Below are 21998 nucleotides of genomic sequence, written 5' to 3' on the forward strand. Positions count from 1 at the left end.
GGTGACCACGGCGAACCCTTGCGCAACCCGTTTCCGTGTCCGTCAACCACCCGCCGCAGCGAACGGACCACGGCCTGGCGGCCGGTCGCGGCGACTTGCCCCGTCTGCGGCACTCCGACCGCCCGCGCCGAGGAAGTCGGCCAGTAGCGAGGCCCAGGCCGCCGGCTGGTCCAGGTGGACGTCGTGGCCGGAGTCGGGGATCGTCACGACCCGGACCTCCGGTCGCAGCTCGCGCATCCGGTCGATCTCCTCGTCCGGTACCCGGCTCTGCGCGCCGCGGACCAGCAGCGTCGGCGCCTGGATCCGCTGCCACTGCGCCCAGCACGCCGTCTGCGCCACCGGCCGGATGGCCGCCTCCATGATGTCCGCGTCGAAGCGGGGCCGCAGCCCGTCCGGGCGCCGTTCCATGTCCCGCGCCCACGCCCGCGCCAGCGGACCCTCGCCGAGGTACCGGATCGCCGCGGCGGCGGACGGGAAGGGTACCGGCCAGGCGGCGAACCACTCGCCGAGCTGGGTCGGGTAATCGTCCTCGCTGCCGCCCACGCCGCCCTCCAGCAGGACCAGGCGGTCGACGAGTTCCGGGTACCGGGCCGCGGTGAGCAGCGCGGTGTGCGCGCCCATCGACTGCCCCACCAGAGCCACCGGTCCGCCGTCGGCCAGTTCCTTGATCACCATGGCGGCGTCGTCCACGTAGGCGGCGCGGGACAGGTCCTCGGGGCGGCGCACGCTGCGGCCGTGCCCGCGCTGGTCGGGGGCGATCATCCGGTGTCCGGGCAGCGACAACATCATCTCCCGGCCGCTGCCCGCCAGCCCGTGCAGCAGGACCACCGCCGGGCCGGTGCCGGACACCAGGCAGGACAGGTGACCTACAACGAGGCGTCGCATCCGCCCATCATCTCGCGGGCGGGACCCGGTCGGTCAGTCCACCCGGACCGGGGTCTTGCCGTCAGCCCAGAGCCGGTTCATCGCTGAGATCGACACCCGGGAGCAGTCGTCCGACGCCGGGCACGGTGGCACGCTGCCGGCGGCGCGGCATTTGCCTTGGAGCGGGCGTCCTTCAAGAACTATTGGCCTCTGCCGGCAGCTTGGGGTCGTAGGCCATCGAAGAGGACGGCGACGCTGCGGTCGAGGGTCGGTCCTGGATAGTCGCCGGTTTCGGCCGCCATGGTGGCGCCTCGCAGGAGGGCGAGTATCTCGGGCAGGTCGACGTCGGGCCGGACGGCGTTCGCGCGTTGAGCGTTGTGCAGCAGGTCCGTGATCGCCGTGCGCATGCGCGCTTGCTGGTCGGTCTGCTGGGCCTTGATGTCGATACCCGCACTGTGCAGGGCGCCGGTCAGGGCTCTTTTCCGCGCGGCGTCGGCGACGATCTCGGCGAAGAAGGTGAAGAACGCCGTCTCCGGTGTCGCGGTCGTTTTCAGCCGTGTGGCCTGGTCCAGGAGCAGATCGACGCGGCCGGTCACGATCGCCTGGTAGAGAGCCTCCTTGGTGGCGAAGTGCCGGTAGACCGTGCCGACACCGACGCCGGCCCGGTGAGCGATTTCGTCCATGCGAGCGGACAGCCCCTGTTCGTCCAGGACGGCCTCGGCCGCCTGCAGCACCTTGGCCCGATTGCGCGCGGCATCCGAACGAATCACGCCGCGCTCACCGACTCGGTTGACAAGCGGAATCTCGGTTCCGTATTTTTATGCGGAATCACGATTCCGATTCTACGGGGGCAGCATGCAGACCGCGACATTGGGACGTTCCGGCCTACGCGTCTCCGCGGCAGCGCTGGGCACGATGAACTTCGGCACCGACCCGCAGGCGCCGACACCCGAGGCCGAAGCCCATCGCATCATCGGCGCCTTCCTCGACGCCGGACACAATCTGATCGACACCGCGGACACCTACCGCGGCGGAAGCAGCGAAGAAATCATCGGGCGAGCCATCGCGTCGCGCCGCGCCGACGTCGTCCTGGCCACCAAAGGGGCAGCACCACAGGGCACCGGGCCCAATCATCGCGGCCTGTCGCGCGTTCATCTGACCCGCGCGCTCGAGGCGAGCCTGCGCCGGCTGAACACCGACTACATCGACCTCTACCAGTGCCACGTGCCTGATCCGGACACGCCTGTCGAAGAAACGATGGCGACCCTGGACGACTTCGTACGTTCGGGCAAGGTGCGCTACATCGGTTGCTCCAACTTCACCGCCGCGGGCATCGTCGCCGCGCAATGGGCGGCGCAACGCAACGGTGGCACGCCGTTCGTCAGTCTCCAGGCCAACTACTCCATCATGGCCCGCGCCGTCGAAGCCGAGATCCTGCCCACCTGCCTGCAGCAGGGCCTCGGCGTTCTCGCATACAGCCCGCTGGGCAGCGGCCTGCTCGCCGGCCGGTACCGGCGTGGCACCGCACCGGAACCCGGATCACGGTTAGCACAGTGGGCCGACATGCCCAGCCCGATGGCCCGCGCCTTCGTGACCGGCCTGCTCGCTCCACGACACTTCGACATCGCCGACGACGTTGCCGCCGTCGCCGCCGAACTACACGCCACGACCGCCACCATCGCCCTGGCATGGCTGACCCGCCGGCCCATGATCACATCGGTGCTGCTCGGCCCCCGCACCGCCGACCAATTGACCGCCGGCCTGGCAGGGCTTGGCTACGAACTACCCGAACAGGCTGTCACCCGGCTGAATGCCGCGAGCCAGTTCACCGTGGTGCCACCGACAAACGGCCAGCACCACGCAGCCTGATACCGGCCCATGATCGGATGCGCGGATTTGCCGCTGTTCCACATCCGGCCATGCCGCGAAGCGCGAGTTTCTACCGTAATGGCTGAAGTTGGTCATCCTGGAGAGTCATCTGCGGTGCGACCACGGTCGTGCGGTTCCGGCGACCACGAGTCTGATCATCATGCACCCTCGCCATGACTTCCCGTTCCTGGTCGCTGCCGTCGCCGCGACTTTCCTCTCCGGCTTCGGCCTATTCACCTCCACGGCGGCCGGCACCCCGGCAGGCGCGGCCGGCCGGCCGACCGCGACTGCCAAAGCGACCAGTGGCTTCGGCTCGGCGACGAACCGAGGCGACCTACCCGACCCGTGCACGCTGCTCAGCCGCCACGAGGTCGTCGACCTGACCGGCCGCCGGGTCACCCGGATCGACGAGGACGGCGCCAAACCCGGCGAGTCGACCCGCTACTGTCAGTGGCAGCAGGACGGCGGGCAGCTCGCCCTCTTCCTCACCCGCACCACCAGGTCCGGTTTCACCAGGCAGATCGGGCCGGACGCCGAAGCGGTCGATGGGGTGGGCGACGACGCCTTCATGCTGGCCGGCCACCTTTACGTCCTTCACGGCACCGTGCAAATCGACGTCTACTCCTACGGCGGCGACGACGCTCAGAACCTCGCCGACGAAAAAGAGGTGGCAGCCGTCGTCCTGACCAGGATCTGAGGCCGGCGGCCATCGACACGTCCACCGGGGTGGATGCGGCGTATCCGCCCCACCACGTAAGCACGCAGCCGCTGGGGACATCGGTCGTTCCGAAGGTGTGCTCGAGCTCCTCTTCGGTCATCGGCTCCCACGCGGGCGGCGCCGGATCAGGGCAGGAGGTTGGCGTGCAGCCGGGCCGGATCGAGTGGGGTCAGCGGGCGGGCGGCTAGCCAGGCGGCGGCCGCGGCCGGGTCGTGGCTGGTGGCGGTGGGAATGGCGCGGGCCCGCAGGCTGGCGAGAACCTGGTCGCGGAGCGGGGTGTCGCCGGCCAGCAGGCCGCCGGCCAGCACGACGGGGCCGCTGCCGCCGACCTCGGTCAGGGTGGCCAGGAGCTTTGCCGCGGCGGCGGTGACGATGGCGGCGGCGGCCGGGTCGCCGGCGCGGGCGGCGGTGCAGACCAGTGGGGCCAAGGCGTCGATGTCGGCGAGCGGCAGGGCCTGGGCCCAGGCGATCAGGGCGTCGGCCGACGTCGCGCCGGCGTGAGCGGCCACGGCGACGGACAGCTCATGGCCGCGCCGCGTGGATTCGGCGATGGCGGTGGTGGGCGGCCGTGGGCGCCAGCTCGGGTCGGCGGTGGCGGCGAGTTTTTCGGCCGGGCTGTGCGGGTCGGCGGCTGAGGGTGGGGGCCAGTTGCGGACGGTGTGGCGCAGGGCCTGCAGGCCGATCCAGCGGCCGGAGCCCTCGTCGCCCAGCAGCCAGCCCAGGCCGTCGGCGGTTGCGGTGATCTGGTGGTCGGTCAGGTGCGCGGCTATCGCGCCGGTGCCGGCGATCAGGGCCCGGCCGGAGGGGGCCGGGGTGCCGGCGGCGAAGGCGGTGACCACGTCGCCGACCAGGCGCATCGGGCAGCGCAGGCCAAGGCCGGCCCACATCTGCGCGAAGGCGGCGGCGATCGCGGGGGAGGCCGCCGCGCTGGTGCCGGCCAGGCCCAGGACCCCGCCGGTCACCCGGGCCGGGTCGTGGCCGTGCAGGGCCCCGCGGACCGCGGCGCCGATGGCGCAGGCCGCGGCGGCGCCGTGGGAGAGCGGGTTGCCGGGGCCGGCGGAGGCGCGGCCGACGATCTTGCCGGTGAGGGTGGCCACGACGGCTCGCGAGGCGGTGCCGCCGGCGTCCACCCCTACGACGAGGTCCATGGTGGGGATCGAAGCATAGAAAGTTCTTGTTGACTAGCGGCGTCGACGGTCGTAATTTTCATCGGCAACGGCAATCGATGAAAAGGACTACCACCGTGACACAGAGCGGCGGGCTGCTCGGGCGGCTGCGCATCGAAGGACCGCAGATGCCGGAGGCTCTTGCCCGGATCGCCGAGACGATTCTGGCCGACCCGGAGACGGCGGCGCACGCCAGCATCGTCGACCTGGCCGAGCGGTCCGGCACGAGCACGGCGACCGTGACCCGGTTCAGCCGGACGCTCGGCTTCAAGGGGTACGCGAACCTGCGGGTCGCCATCGCCACCGAGACCGGGCGCGCCGAGCAGGCCCGCTGGGAGACCGACATCAGCGGCGACATCGCCCCGGACGACCCGCTCACCGACGTGCTCGGCGTGGTCACCGCCGCCGACACCCGGGCGATCCAGAGCACGGCGGCGGGGCTCGACGTGGCCGCGGTCGAGCGGGTCGCCGCCGCGATCGCCGGGGCCCAGCGGGTGGAGATCTTCGGTCTCGGGTCGAGCGGCACGGCCGCCCGGGAGATGGCGTTCCGGCTCGAGCGGATCCGGGTGCCGGTCTGGCACCGCAGCGACTCGCACACCGCGCTGACCAACGCGGCGCTCCTGCTGCCCGGGGACGTCGCGATCGGCCTGTCGCACTCCGGCCGTACCCGCGAAGTGATCGAAACCCTCGCCGAGGCGGCCGACCACGGCGCGCTCACCGTCGCCGTCACCAGCTTCGGGCGGTCGCCGCTCGCCGAGGTCGCCGACGTCGTCTTCACCACCAGCGTGCAGGAGACGACGTTCCGGCTGGCCGCGCTCTCCGCCCTGCACTCGCAGCTGCTGGTGCTCGACCTGATCTACGTGGCGGTCGCCCAGCAGACGTACGAGCGCACGGCCGACGCGCTGGAGCTGACCGTCCGCGCCGTGGATGCCCACCGCTTGCCCGAGAAGATCCCGTCCCGCAAGCGCGTCCGCCCGAAAGGACAACCGTGAGTGTCACCAGCGACGACTTCCTGTCCACGATCAAAGCCGTGGTCGACCGGGTCGGCACCGGCCAGCAAGATCAAAAACAACAGGCCGCAAAGATCCTGACCGAGGCCGTACGCAACGGGGGAGTGATCCAGGCCTTCGGCTGCGGGCACTCCGAGGCCCTCGCCATGGAGATCGCCGGCCGGGCCGGGGGCCTGGTCCCGACCAACCGGATCGCCCTGCGCGACATCGTGCTCTACGGCGGGGACCCGCTCGAGGCGCTCGCCGACCCGATGGTCGAGCGCGGCACCGAGATCGCCCACCGGCTCTACGACCTGGCCCCGATCAAGCCGGACGACGCTTTCGTGATCGCCTCCAACTCCGGCATCAACGGCGCGGTCGTCGAGATGGCGCTGCTGGTGAAGGAGCGTGGCCACCGGCTGGTCGCGATCACCTCGGCGCAGCACTCGGCCGGCGTCGACTCCCGGCATCCGTCCGGCCGCAAGCTCGGCGAGATCGCCGACGTGGTGCTCGACAACGGCGCACCGTACGGCGATGCGGCGCTGCCGCTGCCCGGCGGGGGCGCGGTCGGTGCCGTCTCCTCGATCACGGCGGCGCTGCTGGCCCAGCAGATCGTCATCGACGTCGTCGCAAATTTGCTTTCGGACGGCATGACGCCGCCCGTCTACCTGTCGGACAACGTGCCCGGCGGGAAGGAACACAACGCACGAATTGAGGCGCGGTACGCCGGGCGCATCCGGCGTACCGCATAGGGAAGAAGGCCCACGTCATGAACCCTGAACCCCAGCTCAGACCGTACCCGACCCGGCGGAGCCTGCTCAAAGCGGCCGGGACGGCCGCGCTGAGCGTGCCCCTGCTCACGGCCTGCGTCACCGCCGGCAAGAAGGACGGCGGCGGCAACAGCGTCGGCGCCGGCGAGAAGACCGCCGACAACCCGCTCGGCGTGAAGGCGGACGCGCCGCTCGAGGTGGTCGTCTTCAAGGGCGGCTACGGCGACGACTATGCGATCAAGGCGGAGACCCAGTACACGCAGAAGTACCCGAAGGCGAAGATCGACCACAAGGGCCTGCAGAAGGTCGGCGAGGCGATGCAGCCCCGGTTCGTGGCCGGCAACCCGCCGGACGTCGTGGACAACACCGGCGCGGGGCGGCTCGACATCGCCACGCTGGTCAGCGCCGGACAGGTCGGCGATCTGGCCGAGCTGCTGGACGCGCCGGCGTTCGACGTGCCGGGCAAGAAGGTGCGCGACACGCTGCTGCCGGGCGTGGTCGACGACGGGACGTTCGCCGGCTCGACCGTCGCGCTCAATTTCACGTACACGGTGTGGGGTCTCTGGTATTCCCGGCCGTTTTTCGCGGCCAAGGGCTGGACCTGCCCGAAGACGTGGGCGGAGATGCTCGCCCTGTGCGCGACGATCAAGAAGGCCGGCCTGGCGCCCTGGACCTACCAGGGCAAATATCCCGAGTACATCAACGACCCGCTGCTGAGCATGGCGGCCAAGGTCGGCGGCAAGGACCTGATCAAGGCGGTCGACAACCTCCAGCCGGGCGCCTGGAAGCAGGACGGCCTGGTCCAGGCGGCGACCGCGTTCGCCGAGCTGGCCGGCAAGGGCTACATCATGAGCGGCTCCGAGGCGCTGTCGCACACCGAGGCGCAGGCGGCCTGGTGCCAGCACAAGGCGGCGTTCATCCCGTGCGGGTCGTGGCTGGAGAGCGAGCAGAAGGGCGTCGCGCCGGCCGGCTTCGACATGGTGATGGGCGCGGTGCCGGCGTTGACCGCAGCGGATCAGCTGCCGGTCGCCGCGGTGCAGGCGGCCAGCAGCGAGTCGTACCTGGTCCCGTCCAAGGCGAAGAACCCGGCGGGCGGCAAGGAATATCTCCGGATGCTCTTCTCGAAGGCGTCTGCGACCGCTTTCGCCCAGGCCAACAGCACGCTGCCGGCGGTGGCGGGCGCGACCGACGGCCTGACCCTGTCCAGCGGGCTGGGCTCGGTGCGCGACGCGGTCGTGGCGGCGGGCGACAACACCTTCACCTACCGATTTCGTACGTGGTATTCGCCGCTCGCCAAAGCGGTCGACGACGCCACCGGGGAGCTGGTGAACAGGCGCATCTCCCCGGCTGACTGGTCGACCCGGATCCAGAAGGCCGCCGACTCCCTGGCCAAGGACGCGACCGTCACGAAGTACACCCGCTGATGCGGCACGGCCGATGGCGGTTCCTGCTCGGCGCGCTGGTGCCGGCGCTGGTCCTGCACGTCGTCTTCGTGCTCTCGCCGTACGCCCAAGCTTTTTATCTGTCCTTGACCGATTGGACCGGGGTGTCCGGCGAGGCGCACTACGTCGGGGCGGGCAACTACGCCCGCCTCGGCGGTGACTCGCTGTTCCTGGACGCGGTGCGCAACAACGCGGTGATGCTGGTCGTGGTGCCGCTGGCGACCATCGCCCTGGGTCTCGGCCTGGCTTCCCTGTTGCGTACGCGGCGCGGGGCCGCGGGGTACCAGATCGTCTACTTCTTCCCGCAGCTGTTGTCGCTGGTCGTGATCGGGGTGCTCTGGAGCTTCGTCTACAACCCCAACACGGGCCTGTTGAACTCGGGGCTGCGGGCGGTGGGGCTCGGCTTCCTTGCCAAGAGCTGGCTGGCCGAGCCGGGACTCGCGCTCGCCGCGGTGATGGCGGTGCTGATCTGGTCGTCGGTCGGGTTCTACGTGGTGCTGTTCCGGGCGGCGATCGACGGGATCCCGCCGGAGCTGTACGAGGCGGCGCTGCTCGACGGGGCCGGCGGGTGGACCACGTTCCGGCGGCTCACGCTTCCGCTCGTCCGGGAGACGGTGCAGGTGGCCTTCGTCTATCTGGGGATCGCGGCGCTCGACGGGTTCGCGGTCGTGCAGGTCATGACGGTGGGGCCGGGCGGGCCGGACGGCGCCACCGAGGTGATCGGGTTGTCGTTGTACCGGAACGCGTTCACGTACGGGAGGTTCGGATATGCCTCGGCGATGGGGGTGGCGTTGTTCTTCGCGACGCTGACCCTCGCGGTGCTGGCCCTGCGGGCCGGGCGGTCGTCACGGGTGGAGCTGGCATGACCCTCCTTTCTCTTCGGCGTGTGCGTCCCCTGGTCGACTCGGCCGTGGTGCCGCCGCGGACGTCCTTTCTGCCGCAGGCCGCGATGCTCTGCTGGGCCGTGGTGACCGCGCTGCCGCTGCTGTGGGCGGTCGTGTCGTCGGTGAAGACCGATGACGAGATCCTCAATTCGCCCTGGTCGTTGCCGGCGACGCCGCGGTTCGACAACTGGGCCCGCGCCTGGACCTCCGCCAATATCGGCCGCTATTTCCTGAACAGCTTGATCGTGGTGGGCGGGGCGCTGGTGCTCACGATGCTGGTGGGCGCGCTCGTCGCGTACGCGCTGGCGCGTTACGAGTTTCGCGGTAACCGGCTGATTTACTACACGTTCGTCGCGACCATGTTCTTTCCGGTGTTCCTGGCCCTGGTGCCGCTCTTCTTCGTCGTGCAGCAACTGGGGCTGCTCGGCACGTACCCCGGATTGATTCTGGTCTACGCGGCTTACGCCGTACCCTTCACGGTCTTCTTTCTGCATGCGTTCTTCCGCACCCTGCCGAGCGAGATCGCCGAGGCCGCGTTCCTGGACGGCTGCTCGCACGGCGCCGTGTTCTTCCGCGTCATGCTGCCGCTGGCCCGGCCGGGCCTGACCGCGGTCGGCATCTTCAATTTCCTCGGGCTCTGGAACCAGTACCTGCTGCCGCTGGTTCTCAATCCCGACCCGGACCGGTACGTCCTGGCGCAGGGTCTGGCCGCCCTGTCGGTCAGCCAGGGGTATCGCAGCGACTGGGGCGGACTGTTCGCCGGATTGACCATCGCCATGCTGCCGGTGCTCGTCGCCTACGTCGCGTTCCAGCGCCACATCCGAGCCGGAATGACCGCCGGCGCGGTCAAGTAAATCCCCCGTTTTGTTCATCCCCATTAGGAGGAGTCTGCCCATGTTGATCGACAAACGTCGATTGGCCTTGTTCGCGGTGTCGATTCTTGCCGCGTCCGGTGCCGTCGCTGTCTCGTCCGGCACGGCGTCCGCGGCCGACTGCGGCTATCTGTTCGACGACTTTCATTACGCCTCGTCGGCCGATTCGTCGCTGACCGGGCACGGCTGGACACCCCGCACGTACTCCGGCGGCCCGGGCGTGCCCGGCGCGACCTGGTCGGCGAACAGCATCTCGTTCCCCACCTCCGGCCCGTCCGGTGACCGGGTCATGCAGTTGACCGCCTCGACCGACGGCACCGCCGGCGGCACCAACCAGGCCGAGCTGTACTCGACCCAGAAGCGCTTCCTGGACGGGACCTACGCCAGCCGGATCCGGTTCACCGACGCGCCGACCGGCGGCACCGACGGCGACCACATCAACGAGACGTTCTTCACGATCAGCCCGCTCAACGGCGACCTCGACCCGACCTACTCCGAGCTGGACATCTCCGAGTACCTGCCGAACGGCGGCTGGGGCGAGACCGGGCCGATCAACTACCAGACCAGCTGGTACACGTACCGGAACGACCCCTGGTACGCGGACAACGTGCACTCCGAGGAGCGGCAGAGCTACAACGGCTGGCACGACCTGGTGGTCCAGGTGGCCAACGGGCACATGATCTACTTCATCGACGGGGTGCAGGTCGGCGACCACTCCGGCAAGTACTACCCGCGCCAGACGATGACCATCAACTGGAACCTGTGGTTCATCGACACGGCGGCGCATTCGGGCGGGCTGTCCACGTACGTCGAGCAGGTGGACTGGGTTTTGTTTGCCAAGAACCAGGTGCTGTCGCCGGCCCAGGCCTCGTCCAAGGCGGCCTCGTACCGGAGCTCGGGCAGCGCGTTCAGCGATACGGTCGACTCGGCGGGTGGGTGCTCGACGCCTACGTCCCCGCCCACTTCCTCGCCGACGTCCCCGCCCACGTCTCCGCCCACTTCCTCGCCCACGCCTTCCTTGCCGCCGGCGACTGGCTGCTCGAATGCGCCCGAGTGGGCGTTCGGGACGGTCTACACGGCGGGGAACCTGGTGAAGCACGAGAAGAGCAAGTACGGCGACCCCAGCGGTCCGCCGTCGGGGCTGGGCAAACACCTCTGGAGGGCGAAGTATTGGACGCAGGGCTCGGAGCCGGGCTGGACCGATCAGTGGCAGGATATGGGCGCATGCTGAGTGCCTGATGAGCGCCCGGATGGCTGCCTGCTGAGGGTCTGCTCGCGACGCGCGAAAAATAGCCGGGGGATGGGGGCGGACTCGGCCCGCCCCCGGCTATTCTGTCGCGTCGAAATGATCAGATCAGGAGGAAGCGTGGGCGCTTCGGGGTGGGACTACTACATGCCCTACCAGGAAGACGTGTATCTCGCCTTCGTCACCCTCCGGCAGTTGGTCTTCGAGGCCGGCGAGTTCCTGTGGGCGGTGAGCGGCAAGAACGCGTCCGACGACCCGTCGCGCCCGAAGAGCGAGGACGAGTTGTGGAGCGAGGAGGTCGTGCGGCTCAAGGGCACGCACTCGATCCTCGACATGTACAAGGTGCTGGGCGCGGGCGAGAAGCCGAACTACGGCTACCTGCCGTACTCCTACGACACGTTCGAGGAGTACATGGCGCTGGTCAAGGAGCACGGCAACCCCGAGTACGGCGTGATCGTGCCGGTCGGGGAGGCCGAGGCCTACGCGGCGGCCGGCGACACCAAACTCACCCGCGACCACGTCGCGCTCCTGGTCCCCCTGGCCAAATATCCCGGTTTCGGCCGGGTCGCGGTGTTGCACGACGAGCGTGGCACCCCCGCCGAGCTGTACTTCTGGGGTTTCTCCGGCGACTGACGTCACATGGGGTGGCCCCAGGTTGACCTTGTGCGTAAGGATCGCGACGTGGCTTCCCTCCGGTCCGAGCTGCGGCCAGCCCCGGCCGCACCGCGCGCGCGTCGACGCACGTGGTGGCGCCTGCGCCCCGGCCCGGCCAGCCTGCGCTCCCGTCGCCGCACGTGGTGGCGACTGCGGCCGGTTCCGCACACGCCACGGGCGGGCCGACGCACATGGTCGCGGATGCGGCTACGGCCAGGCTCGCCCGCGCCGGGCGCGCGTCGAGGCACGTGGTGGCGGCTGCGGCCAGTTCCACACGCGCCACGGGCGGGTGGCCGCGCGTGGTGGCGGCTGCGTCCCGGCCCGCCCACGCCGCCGGCGCGTGGACGCTCGTGGTGGCGGCAGCGGCCAGCCTCATCAACGCCGCGTGGACGCGCGTGGTGGCGCCTGCGTCCTGGCCCGCCCACGCCGCCGGCGCGTGGACGCGCGTGGTGGCGCCTGCGTCCTGGCCCGCCCACGCCGCCGGCGCGTGGACGCGCGTGGTGGCGTCGGCTGCGACTGCCGCTGCTGTTCGCCGCCGGCCTGGCGCTCGCGGCGCTCGGTCTGTGGGGCCGGCTGCCCGACCCGCGCGCGTTCCTGAGCGCCCTGACCGACGCCGACTACGGGTGGGTCGTCGTAGCCGCCGCGCTCCAGGCCCTGTCGCTGGCGGCGTTCGCCTGGCAGCAGCGCGAGTTGATGCGCGCGCTGGGCGTCCGCCTGAGGGCCCGCCGTGCCGCGGCGGTCACCCTGGCCCGCACCGCGATCTCGATCGCCATGCCCGCAGGCGCGGCAGTCTCGGCGGCCTACGCAGTGCGCGAATACCAGCGCGGCGGCGTCAGCAAGGAACACTCGGCCGCCTCGATGATCGTCTCCGGTCTGGCCTCGATCGGCGGTCTTGCCCTCCTCTACCTCGCGGGCGGCGGGGCGGTGCTCGGCCGCAACCCGGCGCTGCTCCTGAGCCCGCGCCCGCTGGCCGTGGTCGGCGGCCTGGTGGCGCTGACCGCCGCCGCCGTCATCGCGGGCCGTCGCGTGCCCTCGTTCGCGGCGGCCATCCGCGGCAACGGTCGGGTGATGACCTGGATCCGCCGAACCCTCGCCTCGGCCCAGGAGGCATGGCAGGCGGGCGCGGGTCTGCGCTCCCGTGACTGGGCAGTCGCTGTGCTGTTGTTCGCCATCAACTGGCTCGCCGACCTGCTCTGCCTGGCCGCGACGTGCCGAGCGGTCGGCCTGCCGATCGGGGTCGTCACCCTGGCCGGCATCTACCTGGGCGTGCAGATCGTGCGCCAGATCCCCCTGACCCCGGGCGGCGTCGGCGTGGTCGACACCGCGCTGGTGGCGGGGCTTACGGCCGCCAGCGCAACGGCCGTGGCCGCCGCGGCGGCTGTCCTCATCTACCGCCTGATCTCGTGCTGGCTTCTCCTTCCTGCGGGCGGGCTCTCCGCTCTACTGCTACGACGTGGCGCCTTGCGCGCCCGGGTCGAGTAGCTGGGTTCCGTCTGCTGTTCCGGCATGGTCTCTGCGCGGCCGGGGTCGACTGGCCGGTCGTTCGGTGTGCGGCTCTGGGCGCCCGGGGCGAGCGGCCGGGCTTTCGCTTTGGTGCCGTCGGGCTTTCGCTTTGGTGCCGTCGGGCTTTCGCTTTGGTGCCTCGGTGTGGCGCTCCTCGCGCCCTGGCCGAGTGGCCGGGCTTTGGCTCTGCCGCTCCGGCGGGGCGCTCCCCGGCCCTCGGGCGAACGGCCGAGCCTTCGCTCTGCGGCCCCGTCGCACGCGGCCTTCCCGAGGCGGACGGGTGGTCGGCATTCAGCTCGCCGTTCTCGACCACCGGGCGCCGGTCGCCGCCGATCGGGATGGCGCCCGAGCTCGTGGCCTTTGCTATTTGTCGACCAGAGCGTCTGCTATTTGTCGACCAGAGCGTTGCGGATGAAGTCGCGCCAGCGTGCCTCGGCTCCGGGATCGGTCACGCTGTGTGGGCCGGGATAGGCCAGCCACTCCTTCCGGTCGGTCGCCAGGCGGTCGAAGAGCTGGCGCTGCCCATCGAGCGGGAAGAGCTCGTCATCCAGCTGCACGTGGAACAGCACCGGGCAGGTGATCCGCGAGGCGTCGGCGGCGAGCCGCTCCGGCAGGTTCATCGCCGGGTTGAGCGCCGGGCCCTGTTGCAGGCCGAACTTGCCCAGCACGGCGGCCCGGAACCGGTCCCCGAGGGCGGCAACCAGCGGCAGTCCGAACCGGCTGCCCATCGACAGGCCCACGTAGCCGAGGCGCCGATCGTCGGCCAATCCCTCGGTGCCCAGCGCATCGATAGCCTCCCACCAGTCGTCGACCATCCGGTCCAGCACTGCCTCGGCGCCCTCCCGCGCGATCTCCGCCCAGTAGGCCTCGGCGGTCATGGCGGTGGTGATCCGCTCGCCATGGAAAGGGCCGTCGATCGCCAGCGCCGCGAAGCCTGCCTCGGCCGCGAACCACCGGCCCAGCCGCACGATCCGCTCGCTGCGCTTGTCCGAACTGCCGCCGTGCCCCAGCAGGACCAGGGGCGGAGGTGTGCCAGCCGCCTGCGCGGGGAGCCAGGCGAGGACCGGCACGGGGCCGCTCGGGCGCTTGACGTGGAACTCTCGCTCCTCCGCCCGGTCCACCGGCTGACGCGCCCGCCACTCGATCGTTGCGCCCACCCGGACATCCCACCACCTCTCCGGGGCGAACCCAATACCTTGCGGCTCGACCCTTGATCTCGTTTCCGATCGGCGTTGCTTCGAGAAGCGCTGCCACCGACGCCCGCCATTCTGGCCGTTCGGCGGGATGGCGGCATCGGACCACGGTCCCTCATACCCCGGTCCGATGTGGCCGGCGCCAGGCCGTGGCAACCTCATCGGCAGCAGCACAGCGAACCGGGAGGAGGGAGCGAGAGGGGAATCAGGGCTCGGGATATCGGGGCAGCCGCAGGCGCCAGGCGAAGAGGGCGTACGTGCCGCCGGTGCAGATCAGCCAGGTCACTGCGGCGTGCAGTAGACCACGCCACAGATAGTCGGGGCCGGCGCCGTCGACGACGTAGGTGCCCAGTTCCCGGAAGGACCAGAAGGGCATCAGATGGGCCGCCAGCGTGGGCGGGTCGGCCAGCATCTGTGCAGCGCAGATACTGAGGAGAGCGAGCGCGCCCTCGAGCTCGCGGGGAAGGAGAGCGGCGACCAGGCTGCCCAGCGGGGCGGCGATGACCGCGGTCAGCACCATCATCAGGCCGGCCGCCCAGGGCCGGGCAGGTCGTTGATCAGCCAGAATGAGCGCCCAATAGCCGAGGGCCAGGACCACGCCGCCGCCGGTCAGGGCCAGGAGCCGGCCGCCGATGACGTCAAGGGTGGACGCGCCGGTCAGCCGCAGGCGCGGATCGACGCCACGTGAGGCGATCACCACGAAGAGGGTGAGGGCCGAGACTGCCCAGCCCATGCCGAGTGCGAGCATACGGATCGATTGGCCCTCGACGTCGCGGCGCAGCAGATAAAACCACAGCGGAAGAGTCACCATGAGGGCCAGGGCGACGCGCCGGCGGCCGACCTCGCGTGCGGAGAGGGCCGCCACCACCAGGGCAGTCATGCGGCGGCTCCGAGGTCGTAGACGTGGTCGACGTGCTCCAGGTCGTGGAGCAGGTGGGTGACGACCACAACGGCTTTCCCGGCGTAGCGCCAAGCGAGGACCTGCTGCCAGAAGTCGAGGTAGGTGCCCTGGTCGAAGCCCTGGTACGGCTCGTCGAGCAGAAGCAGGTCGGGGGCGTGCAGCTCGCCCAGGACGAGGTTGAGCTTTTGCCGGGTGCCGCCGGAAAGGTGCTGGGCGAGCTGGTCGCGGGCGGGGCGCCAGGCGAGGCGGCCGGCCAGGTGCTCGCCGGTGGAGCGGGCGCGCCGGGAGGAGAGGCCGGCTGCGGCACCGAAGAGCGTGAAGTGCTCGCCGGCGGTGAGCCAGCCGGCGGTGCCACTGTCCTGCGGGACAAACCCGACCCGGCGGGTGCGCTCCGCGGTGCCGCCGCTGGGGCGGACGAGGCCGGCGCAGATGCGCAGCAGCGTCGACTTGCCGCAGCCATTGGCGCCGACGACGGCGGTCACTTCGCCGGCCCGGACCGTCAGGTCGACGTTGCTGAGTACGGTGCGGCGGCGGTAGCGCTTGCTCACCCCGGTCAGCCGGAGCCGGACGGGCCCGGGCTCAGGACCGGGCTGGCCCCCGGGGTGAACGCTGGGTTGGCTCCCAGGGTGGACGCCGGGTGAGGCCCCAGGATGGAGGCCGGGTTCGGCCCCGTGGCGGGGGTCGGGCTGGGTCCCAGGGCGGAGGTCGGATTGAGCTCCGAGGCGGAAGTCGGGCTGGGCGCTTTGCCGGGGATTGGCTATCGGGGGGTTCCGCGCCGTGTTGAGCTCGGTCAGCAGGTGCCGAGCGTAGAGGTGGGCGGGGCCGAACAGAGCGTCCGGGGCGGTGGCGGACTCGGCGGCCTGCTGGGCGGTTTCCTCGGTGAGGTGTCGTGCCCAGGCGGGTTGCAGCCCGAGCCGGAGCAGCTCGTTCTCGAAGCGCCCGGCCCAGTCGGCGGTCATCGGGGGACTCCGGCGGTCACCAGTTGGTCAATGCCGTCGCGGAACTGGTGCCACTCGGCGACCTGGGTGTCGAGGGCGGCGCGGCCGGCTTCGGTCACGGCGTAGTACTTGCGGCGGGGGCCAGATTCGGAGGGCTGCCAACTCGGCTCGGCCAGGCCCTGCTGTTCGAGGCGTAGGAGAGCCGGGTAGAGCGTGCCGCCGGGCACGTCGGCCACGCCCGCGGTGGCCAGACGCTGGGCCAGGCCGTAGCCGTAATCGGGGCGTTCGCGCAGCATGGCCAGTAGGCAGAGGTCGAGAAACCCGTGCAGCCACGGGCGCGGTGCGATCACCATGGCTAGGTAGACTAGCTGCTAACCAGACCGCCTGACTAGCCAGCCCGGCGGCTGGTCGGTTGCCGGGCCGCTGGGTGCTGGATCGTCGGGTGGTGGGCAGCTGGATGGGGCGCCACTGGATTGGGGGGCCGCCGCTGAGTTGGGGCCGCCGCTGGGTTGGGGCCGCATGGCTGGGCTGTGGGCCGCATGGCTGGGTTGGGGCCGCATGGCTGGGCTGGGGCCGCATGGCTGGGTACGGAGCCGCGCCGTTGGGTGCGCAGCTGCGCTGCTGGGTGTAGATCCCCGCTGCTGGTTCGGGGCCCGCGTTGCTGGGCGTGGAGCCGCGTTGCTGGGTGCGCTGCGCCGCTGCTAGGTGATGGGCCGCTCGACCGCCGTGTGGTGGGCTGTCGGGTGTCGGTGGGGCGGCTACAGATTTAACATTGTCGACATGGGGCGCCCGACTATCTATGACGTGGCGCGGGAGGCCGGGGTGGCTGCGTCCACCGTGTCGCGGGCCTATGCGCGGCCGGGGCGGGTGCATGTGGAGACGGCGCAGCGGATTTTTCGGGCGGCTGAGCGGCTCGGGTATCGGTCGGGCGCGGCGGGGGTGGCGGGGGGCGCGGGATGGGCCGGGGTCGGTGGGGGACAGCGGAACGCGATTGCGCTGGTTGTCGCGGATGTGACCAACCCGTTTTACGGGGACATCATCAAGGGGGCGTACGAGGCGGCGCGGGAGGCTGGGTATCAGCTGATCCTGTCGCACACCAATGAGTCGCCCAAGGTGGAGCGGCAGACGATCGAGCGGGAGCTCGGGCAGGTTGACGGGCTGGTCATTGCCAGCTCGCGGATGACCGACTCGGCCCTTCGGATGGTGGCCAAGCAGAAGGCCGTGGTGCTGCTCAACCGGGTCATTCCGGAGGCCAACTGTGTGCTCATCGATGCCGAGCGGGGGATTCGGCGCGCCGTCGAGCACCTGGCGCGGCTGGGGCATGAGCGGATCACGTACGTGGCGGGGCCGGAGACGTCCTGGTCGGACGGGATCCGGTGGCGGGCCGCGCGGCAGGTGGCGCGCGAGCTGGGGCTGGAGGCGCGGCGGATCGGGCCGTGTGAACCTACCGTGCTGGCTGGGTTGAGCGCGGCGCTGCGGGTGGCCGAGGTGGGGTCGACGGCGGTGCAGGCGTACAACGACCAGTTGGCGATCGGCGTGGTGAAGGGGCTCGGGCGGCTCGGGGTCGAGGTGCCGTCGCAGGTGAGCGTGGTCGGGTTCGACAACATCATCTTTGATGAGCTGGTCGAGCCGCAGCTGACCACGATCGCGTCGCCGTTGTATCGGATGGGGTTTACGGGGGTGCGCAACTGCATCGCCGTGGCGCAGGGGGCGCAGCCGAGCGGTGATCCGCTGGTGCTGCCCGTGCGGCTGGTGGTGCGGGGGTCGACCGCTCAGCGCAAGCGGAACAGCACCTCGCCGGCGCGTGGCACGACGAGCGTCTCCGGGGCGTCGGGGCGCCCGGCGCCGTCACCGGTGACGCGTGCGGCGGCGTTGCCGGCTGAGTAAGCGGCTATGTCGATGGTGGACGGGTCGCGGTAGCCCAGGTTGACGGCGTGGCAGACCTCCTTGGGGATGCCGGTTGCCAGGGTCACCTGGACGCGTAGTTGTTCGATGCCGGTGTCTGCGTCGTAGGTGCCGGCGCCGCGTAGGTGGGTCGAGTGGGCCAGCACGCCCCAGTGGACGTGCTTGAAGCGGTCCCACTGCTTCACGAAATAGTCGCGGCAGTGGTAGCCGATGTCGTGGATCTGCGGGTGGCTGGTGGCGATCTCCCGGATGTGCGGCGCGTACAGGATGACCTCGCCGCCGTCGGCGACCACCGGTTCGACCTTGTAGAAGCCCTTCGCGCCGGTCCAGATCTCGTCGTACATCGGGGGGATCAGCGACAGCACGCGGTGCACCGGCTTGTCGAGGTAGGTGATGTGGGTGGCCGCGCTGATCTCGGCGGCGCTCGCCCAGGACGCGATCGGGTCGCCGAACGAGATCGAGTGCAGGCCGCCCTCGTCGGCGGTGACCACGCTGAAGGCGTACGTGTCGGCGGGGATCAGCGCGGCGCCGTCGTTGATCAGGGCGCGGACGGGGGTGAGGCCGGTGGTGCCGATGATCTCGGCGGAGGTGATCAGGGCGCCGAGCCAGTGTGAGACGTCGATGATCTTCTGGCCGGCGACTCCGGGGAAGAAGTACTTGTTGCCGCCGGACATGCCGACCACCTCGTGCGGCAGCACCGGGCCGACGACCAGCGCGATGTCGTGCTCGACGACGGCCCGGTTGAGCAGCACCTCGACGTCGCCGGTCATTCGGCCGCCGGACAGCTCCTCGATCCGCGAGCTGGGGATCGTCCCCAGATTCGCGAAGGTCGACGGCTTCCACCACTCGTGGTTGATCACCTCGGTGCCGGGATAGTCCCCGCCCACATGCGTTCGCAACGCCAGATCGGGCATCGCGCCGTGCGTGCCGAGCGCGATCAGCACGGTCAGCCGCGACACCCGGCCGTGCAGCGCCTGGTGGACCGCCCTGACCAGCAGCGGGAGCGGGCAGACCCGGGTGCCGTCGGGGACCAGCACGCAGACGCTGTGCCCGTCCGCATCGATGCCGGCCAGTTGCGAAGCGACGAATGCGGTGACCTCGTCGTCGGTGAGGATCCGGTCGGCGCCACCCACCCGAGTGGCAGTTCCGGCGGTTGCGGTGCTCATTCCTCGATCCTGCCCGCCAGGGCCTTCTGCGCCCACGCGAATGACATCATGTGTGACTCGCGCTTGGATTCCACGCTCGGTTCGTCCACCTCGATCATGAAGTCGCCGTCGTAGTCGGTGGGGATGGCGGCCAGTACGGCGTCGAAGTCGACTATGCCCAGGCCGGGTTCGGCCCACAGGCGCTTTGTCGCGGTGGCCTCGTGGTAGGCGAGGTCGTGGCTGTCCAGCAGGTCGGCGAAGACGTCTTTGATGTGCAGGCCGCCCAGCCGGTCGGCGTAGCGCCGGATGAAGGCGGCCGGGTCCACGCCGGCCCAGCGGAGGTGACCCGTGTCCGCGCCGACGCCGATCACGTCCGCGCCGAGGTCGTCGAGCAGGCGGGTGATCTCGTACTCGGTCTCGAAGATTCCCCCGACGTGCGAGTGGTGCAGCGGCCGCAAACCCGAGGCCTGCAACACCCGGCAGACCTCGCCGCAGGCGTCGATCGCCCGGGAGAGGCGGCCCTCGTCGAAGCCGGCGCCGACCGCCGGTTGCGCCAGGCGTTCCGGCCGGGCCATCGAGGAGACCATCGTACGGTCGAGGCCGAGCTCCACCTGGACCGCCGCGAACCGCCGCGCCCGCTCGACCTCCTCCGCCAGTGAAACGGTCTCGTCGAAGGGGGAGTTGAAGAGGCTCAGCGACGGCTTCAGGCCGTAGCCGGCGATCCAGGTGGCGTACGACGCGGCGGTCATGTCGTCGGGCACGTCGGCCTTGACCGCCGTGAAGCCGATCTCCTGGAAGTCGGCGAACGCCGAGGCGAACACCTCGCGGGTCTTGCCGGCGCGGGCCCAATACGGGATGGGGTTGGCGGCGATGCGGCTCACAGGGTCACCGGCCTTCCGAGGCGGGCGGATTCGTAGGCGGCGGTGATCACGGCTACGGCCTGCCGGTTGGTCTCCAGGTCGACGCGCAGTTCCTCGGTGCCGGCCAGGGCGCCCAGGAAGTTGAGGTACTGCCTGCGGTGCGCGTCGGAGAGCTGCCCGGGGTTGCTGCTCGCGGTCGTGGCGCTGGCGGTGGTGGCGCCGGCGGTGGTGGCGCCGGCGGTGGTGGCGCTGGCGGTGGTGGCGCTGGCGGTGGTGGCGCCCGCGGTGGCGGCGCCCGCGGTGGCGGCGCCCGCGGTGGTGGCGCCCGCGGTGGTGGCGCCCGCGGTGGTGGCGCCCGCGGTGGTGGCTCTAGCGGCCGTGGCGCTCGCGGCGGTGATCGATCGGGTGCCGCCCATCAGGCGCTCCTCGGCGGCGGCCCCGACCGGGGTGGCGTGGAAGAACGCCAGCTCGTCGTTGTCGATCACCGCCGAGCCGCGGTCGCCGTGCACCTGCAGGCGGGCGCTCAGCCCCGGGTAGGCGGCCGTCGTCGCGTGCAGCACGCCCAGCGCGCCGGACTCGAACCGGACCACGCCGGCCGCCACGTCCTCCACCTCGATCCGCTCGTGCGCGAGCGTGCCGGTGTAGGCGAACACCTCGACCGGCCGGCCCAGCGCCGCGATCAGCAGGTCGACCGTGTGCACGCCCTGGTTCATCAGGGCGCCGCCGCCGTCCAGCTCCCAGGTGCCGCGCCAGCCGCCCGAGTCGTAGTAGCTCTGCCCGCGCCACCAGTCGACCGACGCGATGCCGGAGGTGACCCGGCCGAGCTCGCCGGCCGCGATGGCCGCCAGGGTCCGCTCGGTCGCCGGGTCGAATCGGTGCTGGGAGATGACCGTGACCAGGGTGCCGGCCTTCTGCCGGGCGCGGATGATCTCGTCGGTCCGGGCCACCGTGACCTCGGCCGGCTTCTCGATGATCACATGTTTGCCGGCCGACAGGGCCTCGATCGCGACCTCGCCGTGCAGGCCGGTCGGGGTGCAGACCACCACGACGTCGATCTCCGCGGCGGCGAGAGCCGCACCGAGCGAGGCATAAGCGACACCGCCGTACGCGGCCGCAAGATCGACGGCCTTCGCCAAGACATTGTCGGCCACCGCGACCAGTTCGAGACGGTCGGCCAAGTCACTCAGCACGCGACCGTGGTGGTTGCCGATCACGCCGGCGCCGACCAGGGCGAATCTCGGGAGAGTGCTCACGTGTATTCGATCCCCTCGGTTTTCAACAGGTCGGTGAAGGCTCGCCAGGCCGTGCGGAAGAGGTCCGGCCCGGAATAGCCGCCGGTGGCGTGGCCGAGGGCCAGATGCGGTTCGAGCGAGAAGAAGCCGTCGAACCCGTCGTGCCGCAACGCGCGGACGGTGGCCGCCAGCTCGCCGTCGCCCCGGCCGGCCGGGACGACCGTGCCGTCCGCCGCCAAGGCATCCTTGATCTGTACGTATTCGAGATGCGGGCGCAGTTTCGCGTACCCGTCCGAATAGGGGCGCACGCCGACCTGCACGAAATTCGCCGGGTCCCAGGCGAGCCGGAGATAGGGCGAGCCGACCGAGCGGATCAGGTCGAGGCAGCGGGCCGGAACGTCGCCGTAGATCTGCTTCTCGTTCTCGTGCAGCAGGATCAGATCGGCCTCCTCGGCCACCCGGACCAGCGCCCGCATCCGATCGATCACCTCGCCCCGATGGCCGGCCGGGTCCTCGCCGGGGCGGATGAAGAACGAGAAGATGCGAATGTACGGCGCGTCCAACTCGTGCGCGACCTCGGCGGCGTGGCGCATGCGTTCCAGGTGCGGCCCGAAGTCGTCATCGATGAAGATTTTCCCGATCGGCGAGCCGATGGAGGAGACCTGCATCCCGTACGCGGAAAGGGTCTTCTTCATTTTGGAGAGCTGGTCGGGGGAGAGGTCGAGAATGTTGACGTCCCAGGCGCTGCGCACCTCGATGTACTTGAGGCCGAGGCCGCTCGCGACCTCGCACTGCTCGGTGAGATCGGGGGAGATCTCGTCGGCGAATCCGGAGAGAGTCCACATTG

22 protein-coding genes are annotated in these 21998 nt (G+C 70.7%); 11 read left to right on the plus strand and 11 right to left on the minus strand.

Features of this window, described 5'->3' with window-relative positions; all coding sequences use genetic code 11:
• Positions 1-42: 42 nt before the first annotated feature.
• A complete protein-coding gene (locus ODJ79_RS44515; protein WP_263029795.1) occupies positions 43-885 on the minus strand; it encodes an alpha/beta fold hydrolase in 843 nt (280 codons plus the stop codon).
• A 179-nt stretch (positions 886-1064) separates the two neighbouring features.
• On the minus strand, positions 1065-1598 hold the full coding sequence (locus ODJ79_RS44520; RefSeq protein WP_263029796.1) for a TetR/AcrR family transcriptional regulator: 534 nt from the start codon (positions 1596-1598) through the stop codon (positions 1065-1067).
• A gap of 121 nt (positions 1599-1719) precedes the next feature.
• Between ODJ79_RS44520 and ODJ79_RS44525 the strand changes: the two genes are divergently transcribed.
• A complete protein-coding gene (locus ODJ79_RS44525; protein WP_263029797.1) occupies positions 1720-2733 on the plus strand; it encodes an aldo/keto reductase in 1014 nt (337 codons plus the stop codon).
• 160 nt (positions 2734-2893) lie between these two features.
• Positions 2894-3430 (plus strand): DUF3558 domain-containing protein, encoded by a 537-nt coding sequence (locus tag ODJ79_RS44530; protein WP_263029798.1) that lies wholly within the window; start codon positions 2894-2896, stop codon positions 3428-3430.
• A 146-nt stretch (positions 3431-3576) separates the two neighbouring features.
• On the opposite strand, the gene ODJ79_RS44535 is transcribed toward ODJ79_RS44530, so the two are convergent.
• Entirely contained in the window at positions 3577-4599 is a 1023-nt protein-coding gene (locus tag ODJ79_RS44535) for an N-acetylglucosamine kinase (protein WP_263029799.1), read from the minus strand.
• A gap of 77 nt (positions 4600-4676) precedes the next feature.
• On the opposite strand from ODJ79_RS44535, the gene ODJ79_RS44540 reads away from it, so the two are divergent.
• The 8 genes from ODJ79_RS44540 to ODJ79_RS44575 all read left to right on the plus strand — a co-directional run bounded on the left by ODJ79_RS44540 (position 4677) and on the right by ODJ79_RS44575 (position 12956).
• Positions 4677-5609, plus strand: coding sequence for a MurR/RpiR family transcriptional regulator (locus ODJ79_RS44540; protein WP_411267442.1), 933 nt, complete (start codon positions 4677-4679; stop codon positions 5607-5609).
• Positions 5606-6358, plus strand: a complete 753-nt coding sequence (locus tag ODJ79_RS44545) for an SIS domain-containing protein (protein WP_263029801.1) — start codon at positions 5606-5608, stop codon at positions 6356-6358. Before ODJ79_RS44540 ends, ODJ79_RS44545 begins: the two co-directional genes overlap by 4 nt.
• A gap of 17 nt (positions 6359-6375) precedes the next feature.
• On the plus strand, positions 6376-7800 hold the full coding sequence (gene ngcE, locus ODJ79_RS44550) for an N-acetylglucosamine/diacetylchitobiose ABC transporter substrate-binding protein (protein WP_263029802.1): 1425 nt from the start codon (positions 6376-6378) through the stop codon (positions 7798-7800).
• Entirely contained in the window at positions 7800-8684 is an 885-nt protein-coding gene (locus tag ODJ79_RS44555) for a carbohydrate ABC transporter permease (RefSeq protein WP_263029803.1), read from the plus strand. Before ngcE ends, ODJ79_RS44555 begins: the two co-directional genes overlap by 1 nt.
• Positions 8685-8767: 83 nt before the next feature.
• The gene (locus tag ODJ79_RS44560) at positions 8768-9556 is read left to right on the plus strand and encodes a carbohydrate ABC transporter permease (RefSeq protein ID WP_411267443.1); all 789 of its coding nucleotides are present in this window, start codon (positions 8768-8770) and stop codon (positions 9554-9556) included.
• A 40-nt stretch (positions 9557-9596) separates the two neighbouring features.
• Complete coding sequence (locus ODJ79_RS44565) at positions 9597-10805, plus strand: glycosyl hydrolase (RefSeq protein ID WP_263029805.1); 1209 nt, start codon at positions 9597-9599, stop codon at positions 10803-10805.
• A gap of 135 nt (positions 10806-10940) precedes the next feature.
• On the plus strand, positions 10941-11453 hold the full coding sequence (locus tag ODJ79_RS44570; RefSeq protein ID WP_263029806.1) for a hypothetical protein: 513 nt from the start codon (positions 10941-10943) through the stop codon (positions 11451-11453).
• A gap of 222 nt (positions 11454-11675) precedes the next feature.
• Positions 11676-12956 (plus strand): YbhN family protein, encoded by a 1281-nt coding sequence (locus tag ODJ79_RS44575; protein WP_263029807.1) that lies wholly within the window; start codon positions 11676-11678, stop codon positions 12954-12956.
• A 407-nt stretch (positions 12957-13363) separates the two neighbouring features.
• Here the strand turns inward: ODJ79_RS44575 and ODJ79_RS44580 are convergent, their stop codons facing one another.
• The 4 genes from ODJ79_RS44580 to ODJ79_RS44595 form a co-directional block, all read right to left on the minus strand.
• Positions 13364-14134, minus strand: coding sequence for a dienelactone hydrolase family protein (locus ODJ79_RS44580; protein WP_263029808.1), 771 nt, complete (start codon positions 14132-14134; stop codon positions 13364-13366).
• A 241-nt stretch (positions 14135-14375) separates the two neighbouring features.
• Complete coding sequence (locus ODJ79_RS44585) at positions 14376-15050, minus strand: hypothetical protein (protein WP_263029809.1); 675 nt, start codon at positions 15048-15050, stop codon at positions 14376-14378.
• The gene (locus ODJ79_RS44590) at positions 15047-15619 is read right to left on the minus strand and encodes an ATP-binding cassette domain-containing protein (protein ID WP_263029810.1); all 573 of its coding nucleotides are present in this window, start codon (positions 15617-15619) and stop codon (positions 15047-15049) included. The genes ODJ79_RS44585 and ODJ79_RS44590 overlap by 4 nt, the downstream gene beginning before the upstream one ends.
• A 407-nt stretch (positions 15620-16026) precedes the next feature.
• Positions 16027-16362, minus strand: a complete 336-nt coding sequence (locus ODJ79_RS44595) for a PadR family transcriptional regulator (RefSeq protein WP_263029811.1) — start codon at positions 16360-16362, stop codon at positions 16027-16029.
• 427 nt (positions 16363-16789) lie between these two features.
• Between ODJ79_RS44595 and ODJ79_RS44600 the strand changes: the two genes are divergently transcribed.
• Positions 16790-17896: a LacI family DNA-binding transcriptional regulator gene (locus ODJ79_RS44600; protein WP_263029812.1), complete on the plus strand. Its 1107-nt coding sequence runs from the start codon at positions 16790-16792 to the stop codon at positions 17894-17896.
• Here the strand turns inward: ODJ79_RS44600 and ODJ79_RS44605 are convergent.
• Genes ODJ79_RS44605 through ODJ79_RS44620 form a run of 4 tightly spaced genes read right to left on the minus strand, consistent with a single transcriptional unit; the run spans position 17782 to position 21996 of the window.
• The gene (locus ODJ79_RS44605; protein WP_263029813.1) at positions 17782-19080 is read right to left on the minus strand and encodes a lactate racemase domain-containing protein; all 1299 of its coding nucleotides are present in this window, start codon (positions 19078-19080) and stop codon (positions 17782-17784) included. The two genes, ODJ79_RS44600 and ODJ79_RS44605, sit on opposite strands and share 115 nt — an antisense overlap.
• Positions 19077-19940, minus strand: coding sequence for a sugar phosphate isomerase/epimerase family protein (locus ODJ79_RS44610; protein ID WP_263029814.1), 864 nt, complete (start codon positions 19938-19940; stop codon positions 19077-19079). Before ODJ79_RS44610 ends, ODJ79_RS44605 begins: the two co-directional genes overlap by 4 nt.
• Positions 19937-21172, minus strand: coding sequence for a Gfo/Idh/MocA family protein (locus ODJ79_RS44615; RefSeq protein WP_263029815.1), 1236 nt, complete (start codon positions 21170-21172; stop codon positions 19937-19939). Before ODJ79_RS44615 ends, ODJ79_RS44610 begins: the two co-directional genes overlap by 4 nt.
• A complete protein-coding gene (locus ODJ79_RS44620) occupies positions 21169-21996 on the minus strand; it encodes a sugar phosphate isomerase/epimerase family protein (RefSeq protein ID WP_263029816.1) in 828 nt (275 codons plus the stop codon). Before ODJ79_RS44620 ends, ODJ79_RS44615 begins: the two co-directional genes overlap by 4 nt.
• Positions 21997-21998: the final 2 nt, after the last annotated feature.

It is taken from the genome of Actinoplanes sp. KI2 (genome assembly GCF_025630775.1).
Lineage (GTDB): Bacteria > Actinomycetota > Actinomycetes > Mycobacteriales > Micromonosporaceae > Actinoplanes.

Bases quoted from the DNA above. Each gene is read 5' to 3' on its own strand.
- ODJ79_RS44515 (WP_263029795.1), bottom strand. From the start codon at position 885: ATGCGACGCCTCGTTGTAGGTCACCTGTCCTGCCTGGTGTCCGGCACC.
- ODJ79_RS44525 (WP_263029797.1), top strand. From the start codon at position 1,720: ATGCAGACCGCGACATTGGGACGTTCCGGCCTACGCGTCTCCGCGGCA.
- ODJ79_RS44530 (WP_263029798.1), top strand. From the start codon at position 2,894: ATGCACCCTCGCCATGACTTCCCGTTCCTGGTCGCTGCCGTCGCCGCG.
- ODJ79_RS44535 (WP_263029799.1), bottom strand. From the start codon at position 4,599: ATGGACCTCGTCGTAGGGGTGGACGCCGGCGGCACCGCCTCGCGAGCC.
- ODJ79_RS44540 (WP_411267442.1), top strand. From the start codon at position 4,677: ATGAAAAGGACTACCACCGTGACACAGAGCGGCGGGCTGCTCGGGCGG.
- ngcE (WP_263029802.1), top strand. From the start codon at position 6,376: ATGAACCCTGAACCCCAGCTCAGACCGTACCCGACCCGGCGGAGCCTG.
- ODJ79_RS44555 (WP_263029803.1), top strand. From the start codon at position 7,800: ATGCGGCACGGCCGATGGCGGTTCCTGCTCGGCGCGCTGGTGCCGGCG.
- ODJ79_RS44560 (WP_411267443.1), top strand. From the start codon at position 8,768: ATGCTCTGCTGGGCCGTGGTGACCGCGCTGCCGCTGCTGTGGGCGGTC.
- ODJ79_RS44565 (WP_263029805.1), top strand. From the start codon at position 9,597: ATGTTGATCGACAAACGTCGATTGGCCTTGTTCGCGGTGTCGATTCTT.
- ODJ79_RS44575 (WP_263029807.1), top strand. From the start codon at position 11,676: ATGCGGCTACGGCCAGGCTCGCCCGCGCCGGGCGCGCGTCGAGGCACG.
- ODJ79_RS44585 (WP_263029809.1), bottom strand. From the start codon at position 15,050: ATGACTGCCCTGGTGGTGGCGGCCCTCTCCGCACGCGAGGTCGGCCGC.
- ODJ79_RS44595 (WP_263029811.1), bottom strand. From the start codon at position 16,362: ATGGTGATCGCACCGCGCCCGTGGCTGCACGGGTTTCTCGACCTCTGC.
- ODJ79_RS44600 (WP_263029812.1), top strand. From the start codon at position 16,790: ATGGGGCGCCCGACTATCTATGACGTGGCGCGGGAGGCCGGGGTGGCT.
- ODJ79_RS44605 (WP_263029813.1), bottom strand. From the start codon at position 19,080: ATGAGCACCGCAACCGCCGGAACTGCCACTCGGGTGGGTGGCGCCGAC.
- ODJ79_RS44620 (WP_263029816.1), bottom strand. From the start codon at position 21,996: ATGTGGACTCTCTCCGGATTCGCCGACGAGATCTCCCCCGATCTCACC.